Source organism: Pseudomonas sp. NPDC086251 (assembly GCF_044746405.1).
Taxonomy (GTDB): domain Bacteria; phylum Pseudomonadota; class Gammaproteobacteria; order Pseudomonadales; family Pseudomonadaceae; genus Aquipseudomonas.
Window position 1 is genome coordinate 65194 of sequence record NZ_JBIVBY010000010.1, and the last position, 12910, is coordinate 78103.

The 12910-nt window shown below is 60.2% G+C and carries 12 protein-coding genes; 7 read left to right on the forward strand and 5 right to left on the reverse strand.

The annotated features are described in order from the left end of the window. Positions 1 to 40: 40 nt before the first annotated feature. Positions 41 to 883, reverse strand: coding sequence for a pca regulon transcriptional regulator PcaR (gene pcaR, locus ACIPL2_RS13995; protein WP_401357200.1), 843 nt, complete (start codon positions 881 to 883; stop codon positions 41 to 43). Positions 884 to 1553: 670 nt separating this feature from the next. On the opposite strand from pcaR, the gene ACIPL2_RS14000 reads away from it, so the two are divergent. Further along, positions 1554 to 1754 carry a hypothetical protein gene (locus ACIPL2_RS14000; RefSeq protein WP_007935837.1) on the forward strand — a complete coding sequence of 67 codons (201 nt, stop codon included), beginning with the start codon at positions 1554 to 1556 and terminating at the stop codon, positions 1752 to 1754. A 377-nt stretch (positions 1755 to 2131) separates the two neighbouring features. Continuing rightward, positions 2132 to 3607: an inorganic phosphate transporter gene (locus ACIPL2_RS14005; protein WP_401357202.1), complete on the forward strand. Its 1476-nt coding sequence runs from the start codon at positions 2132 to 2134 to the stop codon at positions 3605 to 3607. A gap of 268 nt (positions 3608 to 3875) precedes the next feature. Here the strand turns inward: ACIPL2_RS14005 and ccoM are convergent, their stop codons facing one another. Continuing rightward, entirely contained in the window at positions 3876 to 3989 is a 114-nt protein-coding gene (gene ccoM / locus ACIPL2_RS14010) for a cytochrome c oxidase subunit CcoM (protein WP_318183103.1), read from the reverse strand. Positions 3990 to 4133: 144 nt separating this feature from the next. Then, entirely contained in the window at positions 4134 to 4295 is a 162-nt protein-coding gene (locus ACIPL2_RS14015; protein ID WP_020299074.1) for a hypothetical protein, read from the reverse strand. Positions 4296 to 4481: 186 nt separating this feature from the next. Between ACIPL2_RS14015 and ACIPL2_RS14020 the strand changes: the two genes are divergently transcribed. The 3 genes from ACIPL2_RS14020 (at position 4482) to ACIPL2_RS14030 (ending at position 7123) form a co-directional block, all read left to right on the forward strand. Further along, positions 4482 to 5354 carry a LysR substrate-binding domain-containing protein gene (locus ACIPL2_RS14020; protein ID WP_401357206.1) on the forward strand — a complete coding sequence of 291 codons (873 nt, stop codon included), beginning with the start codon at positions 4482 to 4484 and terminating at the stop codon, positions 5352 to 5354. An 87-nt stretch (positions 5355 to 5441) separates the two neighbouring features. Next, entirely contained in the window at positions 5442 to 5912 is a 471-nt protein-coding gene (locus ACIPL2_RS14025) for a RidA family protein (RefSeq protein ID WP_401357208.1), read from the forward strand. Further along, on the forward strand, positions 5909 to 7123 hold the full coding sequence (locus ACIPL2_RS14030; RefSeq protein WP_401357210.1) for an aminotransferase class V-fold PLP-dependent enzyme: 1215 nt from the start codon (positions 5909 to 5911) through the stop codon (positions 7121 to 7123). Before ACIPL2_RS14025 ends, ACIPL2_RS14030 begins: the two co-directional genes overlap by 4 nt. Here the strand turns inward: ACIPL2_RS14030 and ACIPL2_RS14035 are convergent. Continuing rightward, positions 7093 to 7434: an aspartate-semialdehyde dehydrogenase gene (locus ACIPL2_RS14035; RefSeq protein ID WP_401357212.1), complete on the reverse strand. Its 342-nt coding sequence runs from the start codon at positions 7432 to 7434 to the stop codon at positions 7093 to 7095. The genes ACIPL2_RS14030 and ACIPL2_RS14035 overlap by 31 nt on opposite strands. Before the next feature lie 218 nt (positions 7435 to 7652). Here ACIPL2_RS14035 and rapA point away from each other — a divergent pair, with 218 nt between their 5' ends. Beyond that, positions 7653 to 10499 carry an RNA polymerase-associated protein RapA gene (rapA, locus tag ACIPL2_RS14040; RefSeq protein WP_401357214.1) on the forward strand — a complete coding sequence of 949 codons (2847 nt, stop codon included), beginning with the start codon at positions 7653 to 7655 and terminating at the stop codon, positions 10497 to 10499. A gap of 180 nt (positions 10500 to 10679) precedes the next feature. Here the strand turns inward: rapA and ACIPL2_RS14045 are convergent, their stop codons facing one another. Continuing rightward, on the reverse strand, positions 10680 to 12029 hold the full coding sequence (locus ACIPL2_RS14045) for a spinster family MFS transporter (RefSeq protein ID WP_401357216.1): 1350 nt from the start codon (positions 12027 to 12029) through the stop codon (positions 10680 to 10682). Between the two features lie 380 nt (positions 12030 to 12409). Here ACIPL2_RS14045 and ACIPL2_RS14050 point away from each other — a divergent pair, with 380 nt between their 5' ends. After that, positions 12410 to 12775, forward strand: coding sequence for a YkgJ family cysteine cluster protein (locus ACIPL2_RS14050; RefSeq protein ID WP_401357219.1), 366 nt, complete (start codon positions 12410 to 12412; stop codon positions 12773 to 12775). Positions 12776 to 12910 lie beyond the last annotated feature (135 nt).

Here is a 12910-nt window from a genome sequence, read left to right on the forward strand (position 1 = left end):
ACGCGACTCTGTGCGTTTATCGAACAGCTTAGGCGATGGCTTACGCGAAGAGTTGTGCGCTGAGGTCGCGGCTGGCGGAGAGAAGCCCCGGCAGGAAACGTTGCTCCAGCTCGTTGCGACTGACCCGGCCAGCGTGAGTACTGACGTTTAACGCCGCGACCACCTGACCGGAAGCGTCGTACACCGGGACGGCAATCGAGCGCAGTCCCTGCTCCAGTTCCTGATCGACGATGCACCAGCCTTGCCGCCGCACTTCTTGCAGGCATTCGAGCAACGCCTCGGGGGTGTGCAACGTACGGCTGGTCTTGGCTTGCAACTCGGCATGGTCGAGGTATTCGCCCAGGGACGTGTCGTCCAGCGCAGCGAGGAGAATCCGGCCCATCGAAGTGCAATAGGCCGGCAGGCGCCCGCCCACCGACAGGTCGACGGAAATCAGCCGCTGAGTGGTCGCCGAGCGGGCGATGTATAAAATGTCATCGCCTTCCAGGGTGGCCATGTTGCAGGCCTCATGCAGTTGCTCGCTCATGCGGTCCAGGTACGGCTGGGCGGAAACCGCCAGCGGTGTCGAGGACACATAGGCATGACCGAGGGTCAGCACTTTGGGCAGCAGCGAATAGGTGCGGCCGTCGGTGGTGGCGTAGCCCAGCTTGATCAATGTGTGTAGGCAACGTCGCACGGCGGCGCGAGGAATTTCCGTACGGTGGCTGATCTGGGCGATGGTCAGGTGCCGCTTGCGCTCCTGGAACGCTTGCACCACGGCCAGGCCACGGGCCAGTGACGTCATGAAATCCGGGTCACCGGTCAGCGCCTGGATCCGCTTGGCGGGCGATGCGACGATCGGCGGCGCCACTGAAGCGAAAGAGTTGCGCAGTTGATCATTCATATCAGGTCCTTTTCCACACGAATCAGCGGCTATTGAAAGCGGCTCCGGGCCATGCACACAAGCCCGGACAGCCAACACTGGGCGATTATCGAACCTACGACCGATAATCGCAATCGACGCAGCCAGCGCGCGACCTTTGTGCCCGGCTACTTTCGCCAGCCGACTGCGTGTTATTTTTAGTCATGACTTAATGGCTGCTGATGTAATAACTTTGTTCGGCTTAATGGCGCCAGAAAGACATCAGTGCAAAGTGGTGCCACTCAGTACCGTAGTTGCCTGTCGAAGTTGTGAGTACCAAAACAACACACGCGGCAATCCACTTTAAATTCTTTGGAGATAGTGTTCTTCGAATCGACCGCTATAATACAATTCAGTGGTGACCCGGTTTTACTTGCCGATTGCGCCACCCGGTAGCGCGATGATCCATCGCTGCTACCCGCAGCAAGCGCCTGACGCTCATTCATATGCCTCGCCAATGCGCTCGCTGAAACAGGAAACTGATGCTACGTCAGCTGTTTTTCTCTGGTGCCGTGGCCGCCTGCAACATGGAAGTCTAGATCGCAACGCCGAAAAACGACGCCTTCGCGGGTTTCGTCCTTTCGACGATCGTGATCAATAGATTGTGCAGCGCGTTTCACCAGAATTTATCTCAACTCAATCAGGTAGCACTGTGACGAAAGACGAACTGCGCGCGGAACTTGAGCGCCAGGAACAACGTTACAAGGAAGTTTACGGCGGGGAAGTCACCACCTACGCCGCTCAGCCCGAACCAGAACGCAAACCCTGGCGTAAACGCGCCACCGTTCAGGATCAGGCATTCACTCAGGAATTGCAGAAGATGGAAAAGGAACTCAAAGCCGAAGAGCCATGACCGACTCGGCCTGAATCCTTTCAAGGGTCTGCGTCTGCACCCCGTTAAAAGCGGGATGTACCGATGATGCCTTTCGCGCCCGCTACGAGCGGGCAGCGCCGCCTCCCCTATCGGATGAGGCAAATGGCTCGTTTCTGACCCTCTTTTCAGAAATTTCACACAAGCGTTCGAGCCTCTCGCTCCAACGAGAGAAACCCTTGTGGCTGCAGGCTTGTCAAAGAATTTCAATAACTTGCAAAACCCGGTAAAAACCTCGGGGCTAGAGCGTTGTTGTAAAAAAAATCGTTGAAGAATGTTGCCGATGAGCAGCAAGTGCATCGATTAGCAGTCTTTTCTGGCATAATCGCGCCCCCTTACGACCGGGTCAGAAAACCTTCATGATCGATTTATTCAGCGGACTGGATGCTTGGGTGCTTGTGAGCCTCTTGCTCGCCCTGGCCTTTGTCCTCGCCTTCGAGTTCATCAACGGCTTTCATGACACCGCAAACGCGGTGGCCACTGTTATCTACACCAAAGCCATGCCGCCTCATCTGGCCGTGTTCTTTTCCGGTGTGTTCAACTTTCTCGGCGTGCTGCTGGGCGGTGTTGGCGTGGCGTATGCCATCGTCCACCTGCTGCCGGTTGAGCTGCTGATCAATGTGAACACCGGTCACGGACTGGCCATGGTGTTCTCGCTGCTCGCCGCCGCCATCACCTGGAACCTGGGCACCTGGTACTTCGGTATCCCGGCTTCCAGTTCGCACACGCTGATCGGTTCGATCCTCGGTGTCGGCCTGGCCAACGCGTTGATCAACGACATTCCGTTGGCCGATGGCGTGAACTGGCAGAAAGCGATCGATATCGGTGCCTCGCTGGTGTTCTCGCCGATGGCCGGCTTCCTGGTCGCAGCCCTCGTGCTGATCGGCCTGAAATGGTGGCGTCCGCTGTCGAAGATGCACAAGACCCCGGACCAGCGCCGCAAGCTCGACGACAAGAAGCATCCGCCGTTCTGGAACCGCCTGGTGTTGGTGATCTCGGCCATGGCCGTGAGCTTCGTGCACGGTTCCAACGATGGCCAGAAAGGTATCGGCCTGATCATGCTGGTGTTGATCGGTATCGTGCCGGCGCAGTTCGTTCTCGACCTGAGCAGCACCACCTACCAGATCGAACGCACCCGCGATGCGACCTTGCACCTGAGTCAGTTCTACAAGCGCAATGCCGATACGCTGGGTGAATACCTGGCCCTGGGCAAAAGCGTGGAAGGCGATCTGCCGGAAAAATTCCGTTGCAACCCGCAACAGACCGAGCCGACCATCGACGCCCTGCTGGGCACCCTCAAGGGTGTAGCCGACTACCATTCGTTGCCGGCGGAAAGCCGTATCGAAGTGCGTCGTTACCTGCTCTGCCTGGACGACACGGCGAAGAAAGTCGGCAAGCTGCCGACCCTCAACGCCCGTGAAAAGGCTGACCTGGACAAGCTGCGCAAAGACCTGACCACCACCACCGAATACGCCCCGTTCTGGGTGATTCTGGCGGTCGCCCTGGCACTCGGCCTGGGGACCATGGTCGGCTGGAAACGCGTGGTGCTGACCATCGGCGAGAAGATCGGCAAGCAAGGCATGACCTACGCACAGGGCATGTCGGCGCAGATCACCACCGCGTGCATGATCGGCCTGGCCAACATTTTCAGCCTGCCGGTGTCCACCACCCACGTCCTGTCCTCGGGCGTGGCCGGCACCATGGTTGCCAACAAAAGCGGCCTGCAAGGCGGCACCGTCAAAACCATCCTGCTGGCCTGGGTCCTGACCCTGCCCGCGACCGTGGCCCTGTCGGCCGGCCTGTTCTGGCTGGCGTCGAAGGCACTCGGTAGCTGATACATCGCTGCAACGAAAAAGGCGCGCTCCGTGAGGTTCGCGCCTTTTTCATGCCTGCGATTTTCCAAACACCACAAATCAAATGTGGGAGCGGGCTTGCTCGCGAAAGCGGTGTATCAGTAGACACATGCTTCGACTGACACACCGCTTTCGCGAGCAAGCCCGCTCCCACATTTGATCTCCATACATCCACAGGAAATCGCAGGCAAAAAAAAAGGCAACCGAAGTTGCCCAAAATGCCTTGCGTGCTCATTGCTTCCAGAAAGACCTACGGTTTGCGCTTGTGCGAATCCTTCCAGATAAAAAATCCAAACCCTGCAAAAAACAGAACCATGAGGCCGACTGTCAGCACTCCGGCGATCACCACGTTGTCGAGAAACATGACGGCTCTCCTGTACTTGCCCTGTTGCGATGGGGCTAAGTTAACCAATCAGGCAGGAGAATAAATTGACCGGGATCAATGTCGCCCGAGACAGGGCGTAAAGGCGGGGAAATAACTGACCTGCATCAAACGATGCAGGGTGCTTCAACGCTTTTTTGGTTTGTTCTTCGGCTTTTTCTTCGCTTTGCCCAACGGCATGGCCTGTTCAAATGCCTGGCGCACTTCATTCAGGCGTTTGTCGTTGAGGTCATGAACCCGCTTGGCGCGTTCGGTGTTGAGGTCGATCAGCTTGTCGTCTTGGCTCATGGCGTTCTGTGCATCGCTTGAAATGAAATTCAGCTGCCGCATCGCTCGGCAGGATTAAGCCAATAATGCGGTCTGGCGCCGGCGCTGACCAGTCACCCGCGCAACGACGGCTTAACAAAATATGTGCTCAAGGCGGTTTTTCACCGCACAATCGCCACTTGATGATGGCCACAAAGGACCCGCGCCGTGGAATTGCACCAGGACCTGCCGCCCTTGATGGCTCTGCGCGCCTTCGAGGCCGTGGCGCGACATTTGAGTTTCATCAAGGCCGCCGATGAGTTGTCGGTGACCCAAAGTGCAATCAGCCATCAAGTGCAGAAACTCGAGCAGTTCCTCAATCAGCGGCTGTTCATCCGCCGCACCCGGGCCATTGATCTGACGCCCGCAGGCGAAACGTACTACCGGCAGATTCAACCCGCCCTAGAATCCATTGCCCTGGCCACCCGCGACTTGCGCGGCGACGATCAACAGGAAACCACCCTGCGTATCGGCCTCCTCGCCTCTTTCGCCACCTTGTGGCTGGCGCCGCGCCTGGCCAGTTTCAACGCGCGTCACCCGCACATCCATGTCGAACTGCTGCCCTCGGTGCAACTGGCTGACGTTGGCGGTGGCGAAGTGGACCTGGCGATCCGTTACGGCAAGGGTGGCTGGCCCAAGGTTCGGGCCCGGCGCTTCATGGGTGAAATACTGACACCCGTTTGCAGCCCGGCCTTCAAGGCGCAAGGCGTCGGCAAAGGCCCGCTGCTCATGGCCAAGTCCCATCAACCGTTCGAGTGGACCGACTGGAGCACGCATCACGGCATCGACCTCGCTCACTACCCCAGCGTGATGCTCCACGATTACAACATCGTCGTCGAAGCCGCCGTCGCCGGCCAAGGTATCGCCATGGGCCGTCATCGATTGATCGAACGCCGGGTCAAGGAAGGCGCGCTGGTGGAAGCCTTCGACACTCCGCCGTTCATGAGCGAGATCGGTTACTGGCTGGTCACTCCCGAACGTCCATCGAGCCACGCGGCAAAGTGTTTCAGCCAGTGGTTGAATGAAGTCGCCGACGCATGAGCTGTTTGAATACGTCGGATTAAATCTATCCGTTTGTCGCGCTAACCAGAGATCAACATGCTGAGCCTTCATTCAGGAGGATTCACCATGACCGACTCACTCGCCCATCGCGTCCAGCAACTTGGCCTGGCCCTGCCGACGCCCAGCCAGCCGATTGCCAATTACGTGAACCACGTCGTCAGCCAAAACCAACTGTTCATTTCCGGGCAGATCCCGCTGCTTGACGGCAAACCCGCCTTTATCGGCCGCCTGGGCGAGTCGATCTCCGAGGAAGAAGGAGCTAAGGCCGCCGAACTCGCCGCTCTTGGGTTGCTTGCACAACTCAGTGATGCCCTCGGCGATGATCTGTCGAAACTGGTGCGCATCATCCGTCTCGGCGTGTTTATCGCCAGCGCCCCTGACTTCCAGCGTCAAGGTGCAGTCGCCAACGGCGCATCCAACCTGTTGGTCAACGCCCTCGGCGACAAAGGCCGGCATGTGCGCACCGCCGTCGGTGTGTCCAGCCTGCCGAGCGGCGTGGCCGTGGAGATCGACGCGATTTTCGAGCTGCGGCCATGAACCTCGCCGAAGTGGAGCGTTTGCGGGCGGCAACACCGGGTTGTGCCAGCGTGATTCACTTCAACCATGCCGGTGCTTCGCTGCCCAGCCAGGCCACTCTCGATGCAATGATCGAACAGTTGCAACGCGAAGCCATCGGCGGCCCGATGGAAGCCGCCGATCAGAGCGTGCAGGCCCGCGCTCGAAACGCGGCGGCCGCTCTGTTAAATGCCGCAGCCGAAAACATCGCCTTCGCCAGTAGCGGCTCGGCAGCCTGGGGCATGACGTTCAATGCCTTGGGGCCGTGGCAACCCGGTGAGCGCATTCTGGTCGGACGCCACGAATGGGGCGGCAATCTGGCCTGCATCGCCCAGGCGGTCAGCGCCGGAGCGCAACTGGAGGTGATTCCCTGCGACGACACGGGCGCCGTCTCGGTGACGGCCTTGCAGCAATTGATCACGCCCAAGGTCAAGTTGATCGCTCTGACTTGGCTACCGGCGAACGGTGGCCTGATCAACCCGGCCGAGGCCATCGGTGCCGTGGCCAGGCAGCACGGCATTCCTTACTTCATCGACGCCGGCCAGGCGCTGGGGCAATTGCCCTGCGACGTGCAAGCGTTGAACTGTGACGTGCTTAAAGGCGCCGGACGCAAATTTCTCCGAGGACCGCGAGGCACGGCGCTGCTCTATATAAAGCCGGGCTTTCTCGAACGGCTGGTTCCCCATCAACTGGACGTACTGTCAGCCCCCTGGGATGGCGAAGGGTTCGCACTGCGCAACGATGCGCGGCGCTTTGAAACCAGTGAAGTGTCCGTGGCGTTGCTGGCCGGCCTGGCCAATGCGCTAGAGGAATTCAACCGGCTGGGTGCACCGCGTATTCGCCAACGGATCGACTTGCTGAGTCGGGGGTTGCGCACAAGGCTTGCGGCCATCCCCGGCCTGACGCTGCACAACCTCGGCCCGACAGACCTTCAATCCGGGCTGATCGCCTTTACACTCAGGGGTTGGGACAGTGTTGAGCTGAAACTGCGGCTGGCCCGGCGCGGGATCAATATCGGCGCCAATGGTGTGGCGTATACGCCGCTGGACATGCAGGCCCGAGGGATGGAAAGCATCGCGCGGATTGCGGTGAGTTACCTCAACACCGAATCGGAAATCGACGTCTTGCTGAACGCCCTCAACGAATTGGCCGACCACCCTGATCAGATTTGGATGTCGACCCACAAGCCCTGACGCGGCTGGTCGTCCATCAACGGCGCCACCGGCACAGTATTGTCTGCGTTGAGTTCGTCACCGGGAATCGCCAGGTGTTCCTCGGGAACTTCGTTGGCTTCGCGGCGACGCTTGTCCCGCTCCTGCTGCCGGCGCTGTTCCTCGCGCAGCTGCAGGGCGGCCTCTTCGGGATCGCGATTTTTCAGGTCGATGGTGCTTTGGCTGGAGCTTTCCTGCACCGGCACCACAGGCGCAATGTCCGGTCGCTGACGGACCGGGTCATGTTGCGAGGTGATTGGCACGGCACTCAAGGGGAGCATCGGTGGCAGCATAATTATCAGTCTCCTGTCAGCAGGCTGTCGGCTGCGGGGATGGCGACTTGAGCCACCGGTCGCAAACTGTGACCCGGTTGGCACTCATTGGTGCCTTGGCCTGCGCCCCTTGTAACGGTGAACTAACGTAAGAGCGTTAGTTTTTATGAGAGTCCTTTGGCCCTGAAGCCCTCATTCCGTTAAGATAGCCCGCTTTTTCAAGGTGGGAGTCAGGCAGCATGGCGCAGCAGTATCAACCGGGGCAACGCTGGATCAGTGACAGCGAAGCCGAGCTGGGTTTGGGCACCGTTCTGGCACAGGACGGCCGCTTGTTGACCGTGCTCTACCCGGCCACTGGCGACACCCGCCAGTACGCGCTACGGAATGCGCCCCTCACCCGCGTGCGGTTTTCGCCGGGCGATTCGATCACTCACTTCGAAGGCTGGAAATTGACCGTACAGGAAGTCGACGACGTCGATGGCCTGCTGGTCTACCACGGCCTCAACGCGCAGAACGAAGTGGTCACCCTGCCGGAAACCCAGCTGTCGAACTTCATTCAGTTCCGTCTGGCCAGCGACCGTCTGTTCGCCGGGCAGATCGACCCGCTGGCCTGGTTCTCCCTGCGTTACCACACCCTGGAACACACCAGCCGCCAATTGCAGTCGGCCCTTTGGGGCTTGGGCGGCGTGCGTGCGCAACCGATCGCGCACCAGCTGCACATCGCCCGTGAAGTCGCCGACCGTATCGCGCCGCGTGTTCTGCTGGCGGACGAAGTGGGTCTGGGCAAGACCATCGAAGCCGGTCTGGTGATCCATCGCCAACTGCTCTCGGGCCGCGCCAACCGCGTACTGATCCTGGTGCCGGAAAACCTGCAGCACCAGTGGCTGGTCGAGATGCGCCGTCGCTTCAACCTGCAAGTCGCGCTGTTCGACGAAGAACGCTTCATCGAAAGCGATGCCGCCAACCCGTTCGAAGACACCCAGCTTGCACTGGTTGCACTGGAATGGCTGGTAGAAGACGAGAAGGCCCAGGACGCGCTGTTCGCCGCCGGTTGGGACCTGATGGTCGTCGACGAAGCGCACCATTTGGTGTGGCACGAAGAAAAGGCCAGCCCTGAATACTCGCTGGTCGAGCAGTTGGCGGAAGTCATTCCTGGCGTGCTGCTGCTGACCGCGACCCCGGAACAACTGGGTCAGGACAGCCACTTCGCGCGCCTGCGCCTGCTCGATCCGAACCGTTTCCATGACCTGCACGCCTTCCGCGCCGAGAGCGAAAACTATCGCCCGGTGGCCGAAGCCGTTCAGGAGCTGCTGGACAAAGGGCGCTTGTCGCCTGAAGCGCACAAGACCATTCACGGTTTCCTCGGCAACGAAGGCGAAGCCTTGCTGACGGCGGTCAACGATGGCGACACCGAAGCCAGCGCCCGTCTGGTCCGTGAACTGCTCGACCGTCACGGCACCGGCCGTGTGCTGTTCCGCAACACCCGCGCCGCCGTGCAGGGTTTCCCGGAGCGTAAACTGCACCCGTACCCGCTGCCGTGCCCTGACGAATACCTCGAACTGCCGCTGGGCGATCACGCCGAGCTGTACCCGGAAGTCAGCTTCCAGGCCCAGCCGGACGCCAATGAAGAAGAACGCTGGTGGAAATTCGACCCGCGCGTCGAGTGGTTGATCGACACGCTGAAGATGCTCAAGCGCACCAAAGTGCTGGTGATCTGCGCCCATGCCGAAACGGCCATGGACCTGGAAGACGCCCTGCGCGTGCGTTCCGGCATCCCGGCCACGGTGTTCCACGAGGGCATGAACATCCTCGAACGTGACCGCGCCGCCGCCTACTTCGCCGACGAAGAATTTGGCGCGCAAGTGCTGATCTGCTCGGAAATCGGCAGTGAAGGTCGCAACTTCCAGTTCTCGCACCACTTGGTGCTGTTCGATCTGCCGTCGCACCCGGACCTGCTGGAGCAGCGTATCGGGCGTCTGGACCGGATCGGCCAGAAGCACATCATCGAACTGCACGTGCCGTACCTGGAAACCAGCCCGCAAGAACGGCTGTTCCAGTGGTACCACGAAGCGCTGAACGCGTTCCTCAACACCTGCCCGACCGGCAACGCCTTGCAGCATCAGTTCGGCTCGCGCCTGCTGCCGCTGCTGGAAAATGCCGACGACGGCGAGTGGCAAGCGTTGATCGACGAAGCTCGCGGTGAACGCGAGCGTCTGGAAGCCGAACTGCATACCGGCCGTGACCGCCTGCTGGAGCTCAACTCCGGCGGTGCCGGCGAAGGCGTTGCACTGGTCGAGGACATCCTCGAGCAAGACGATCAGTTCACCTTGCCGATCTATATGGAAACTCTGTTCGATGCGTTCGGCATCGACAGCGAAGACCATTCGGAAAACGCCCTGATCCTCAAGCCGAGCGAAAAAATGCTCGATGCCAGCTTCCCGCTGGGCGACGACGAAGGCGTGACCATCACGTACGACCGCAACCAGGCGCTGTCTCGCGAAGACATGCAGTTCATCACCTGGGAACACCCGATGGTTCAGGGCGGCATGGACCTGGTTCTGTCCGGCTCCATGGGCAACACCGCCGTGGCGCTGATCAAGAACAAGGCGCTGAAACCTGGCACCGTGTTGCTGGAACTGCTCTACGTCAGCGAAGTGGTTGCGCCGCGCTCGCTGCAACTGGGCCGCTACCTGCCGCCGGCCGCCCTGCGCTGCCTGCTGGATGCCAATGGCAATGACTTGTCGGCCCGGGTGTCGTTCGAAACCCTGAACGATCAACTGGAAAGCGTGCCTCGCGCCAGCGCCAACAAGTTCATCCAGGCCCAGCGCGATCAGCTGACGCCGCGGATCAATGCCGGTGAAGAGAAAATCTTTCCGCGTCACGCCGAGCGCGTTGCCGAGGCGCAGCGTCGCCTGGCGGCCGATACCGACGAAGAACTGGCGCGCCTGACCGCGTTGCAAGCGGTCAACCCGACCGTCCGTGACAGCGAACTGGTTGCCCTGCGCAAACAGCGCGAGCAAGGCCTGGCCATGCTCGACAAGGCTGCGTTGCGACTGGAAGCGATTCGGGTGTTGGTGGCGGGTTAACTTCGCCCGGCTCCATTGCCTGAAACAAGAAGGCCCGCAGCGATGCGGGCCTTTTTTGTCTGCTGGGTTTATGTGGTGTTCATGATGGCCTCTTCGCGAGCAAGCCCGCTCCCACATTCGATCGCGTTTCCTCTGGACGAACTCGGTCAAATGTGGGAGCGGGCTTGCTCGCGAAGGCGGTCATGCAGTCGCCACAGCAACCCCTGGTTCAACCACCGCCACCAACCCATCCTTCATCCGCTTTGCATCGCGAACAAAACACCGCGATGCCAGGAACAGGAACACCATGGTGAAAAACAGCGCCACCGGGATCAGGTACATGGCGTCATGCAGGCCGACCGCCTTGAACGCCTCCGTCATCTGCTCGGCACCGGCCGCGAGCATCGCCGTGTGCGCAAAGTGATCGGACAGACCGCCCACCACCACCGGCCCCAGACCACCGCCCAACAGGTACAGGCCGGCAAAAAACAGTGCCATCGCCGTCGCCCGCAAGCGCGGCTCGACCACGTCCTGAATCGCCGTGTAAACGCAGGTGTAGAAGTTGTAGGCAAACAACCAGCCGACGCTGAATACCGCGACAAACACGCCGATCTCGATCCGCCCCGAATGCAGCGCCCAGGCAGTGCACACGGTCGAGATGATCAGGCTGAACGCTGCAAATAGCAGGCGACCGTTGGCCACTCGCTGGTGAATCTTGTCGGCGACCCAGCCACCCAGCGTCAGGCCGAACAGCCCGGTCACGCCGACGATCACCCCGGTCGCCACCGCCGCTTCCTGCAACGGCATCAGGAAATAACGCTGCAGCATCGGCACCAGAAACGAGTTGCAGGCATAGGTGGCGAAGTTGAAGCACAGCCCCGCCATCACCAGCCATAGAAAGGTCGGCACCGCCAGCACCCGACGGATCGGCCGGTCGACACGTTCCTGCGAAACTTGCACGCTTTCCGCGGCGCCGCGTTTCGGTTCCTTGATGAAGAACATGAAGATCGCCAGGATCAACCCCGGCACCGCCGCGATGAAGAACGGCGCCCGCCAGCTGTCGAACGCCTTGACCATCGCGCCGATGGTGAAGAACGCCAGCAACAACCCCAGCGGCAGGCCGAGCATGAAAATGCCCATCGCCCGCGCACGGCGGTGGGCCGGAAACAGGTCGCCGATCAGCGAGTTGGCGGCCGGTGCGTAACTGGCTTCACCGATGCCGATGCCCATGCGCACGATCAGGAAACCCCAGAAGCTGCCCACCAGTCCGTTGACCGCCGTCAGGCCGCTCCATGCCGCGAGGCCCCAACCCATCAATTTGCTGCGTGAGCCGGTATCGGCCAGGCGCCCCAAAGGCAGGCCGGCAATGGCGTAGACAATCGTGAAGGCGGTACCGATGATCCCCAGCTGAAAGTCGCTGAGGTGCCACTCCATGCGAATCGGCTCGATGATGATGGCGGGAATGGTGCGGTCGAAAAAGTTGAACAGGTTGGCCAGGAACAACAGGAACAGAATGCGCCAGGCATTCGCCGCTTGGGTCGAGTTCTGCATGGGTCCGTCTCTTTTATTGTTATTGGGGCCTCACTGTCCCCGGAACCTGCAATCTAGTCAGGCTCGCCGTGACTGTCTGTAATTATTCGTAAGTGTGATACCAGCCCATGGCACAATTTTCGGGCAGGGCGCGCAACCTGTGGGAGCGGGCTTGCTCGCGAAGAGGCCGGCACATTCAATAGAAGCTTGGCAGGTCCACCGCTTTCGCGAGCAAGCCCGCTCCCACATGGAATTTGAGATGTCAGTAAGACAGGTTTTTCACCGCCATTGGCCCCAGTGAAAAATACCTTTATGCCCCCCTTCCCAAGCCCGAGGCGAAGCCTAGAATAGCGGCCTTGTCTGCCCCACCGTGTCCCCCATCCCTCCTTTGATTATCGCCCATGTCCGAAGCCAGTCCGTGTCTGAATTGCGGTGCCTGCTGTTCTCATTTTCGCGTGTCTTTTTTCTGGGGTGAATGCACCTCGGCCGGGGGAACTGTGCCCGACGAACTGGTCGCGCCCATCAGCCCCAGTCGGGTGGCCATGCTCGGCACCGACTGCAAACCCACCCGCTGCGTCGGGCTGGTCGGTGAAGTGGGCAGCACTGTGCAATGCTCGATTTACGACCAGCGCTCCAGCACTTGCCGCGAGTTCGACGCCTCGTGGGTCAATGGCGAGGCAAACGTGGATTGCGATGCGGCCCGGGCCGCGTTCGGGCTGCCAGCCCTGCAACCCGAGTATGAAATGCCTTACGAGCAGATCGCTTAAGGCATAGCACCAATCGCTATAAAGCTAATTCCAAAATCATTGAAAGCAATGTGCCATCACGCATTGCGCGCTTAACATGACCTCTATACTCCAACACATTCGCCAGAGGGCATGGTGTTGGCCAGGTAACAAGGA

What these genes read in the sequence shown, in the direction of transcription:
- ACIPL2_RS14015 (WP_020299074.1), bottom strand. Translation starts at nt 4,295, where the DNA reads ATGAGCCAAGACGACAAGCTGATCGACCTCAACACCGAACGCGCCAAG.
- ACIPL2_RS14050 (WP_401357219.1), top strand. Translation starts at nt 12,410, where the DNA reads ATGTCCGAAGCCAGTCCGTGTCTGAATTGCGGTGCCTGCTGTTCTCAT.
- pcaR (WP_401357200.1), bottom strand. Translation starts at nt 883, where the DNA reads ATGAATGATCAACTGCGCAACTCTTTCGCTTCAGTGGCGCCGCCGATC.
- ccoM (WP_318183103.1), bottom strand. Translation starts at nt 3,989, where the DNA reads ATGTTTCTCGACAACGTGGTGATCGCCGGAGTGCTGACAGTCGGCCTC.
- ACIPL2_RS14035 (WP_401357212.1), bottom strand. Translation starts at nt 7,434, where the DNA reads ATGCTGCCACCGATGCTCCCCTTGAGTGCCGTGCCAATCACCTCGCAA.
- ACIPL2_RS14030 (WP_401357210.1), top strand. Translation starts at nt 5,909, where the DNA reads ATGAACCTCGCCGAAGTGGAGCGTTTGCGGGCGGCAACACCGGGTTGT.
- rapA (WP_401357214.1), top strand. Translation starts at nt 7,653, where the DNA reads ATGGCGCAGCAGTATCAACCGGGGCAACGCTGGATCAGTGACAGCGAA.
- ACIPL2_RS14025 (WP_401357208.1), top strand. Translation starts at nt 5,442, where the DNA reads ATGACCGACTCACTCGCCCATCGCGTCCAGCAACTTGGCCTGGCCCTG.
- ACIPL2_RS14045 (WP_401357216.1), bottom strand. Translation starts at nt 12,029, where the DNA reads ATGCAGAACTCGACCCAAGCGGCGAATGCCTGGCGCATTCTGTTCCTG.
- ACIPL2_RS14005 (WP_401357202.1), top strand. Translation starts at nt 2,132, where the DNA reads ATGATCGATTTATTCAGCGGACTGGATGCTTGGGTGCTTGTGAGCCTC.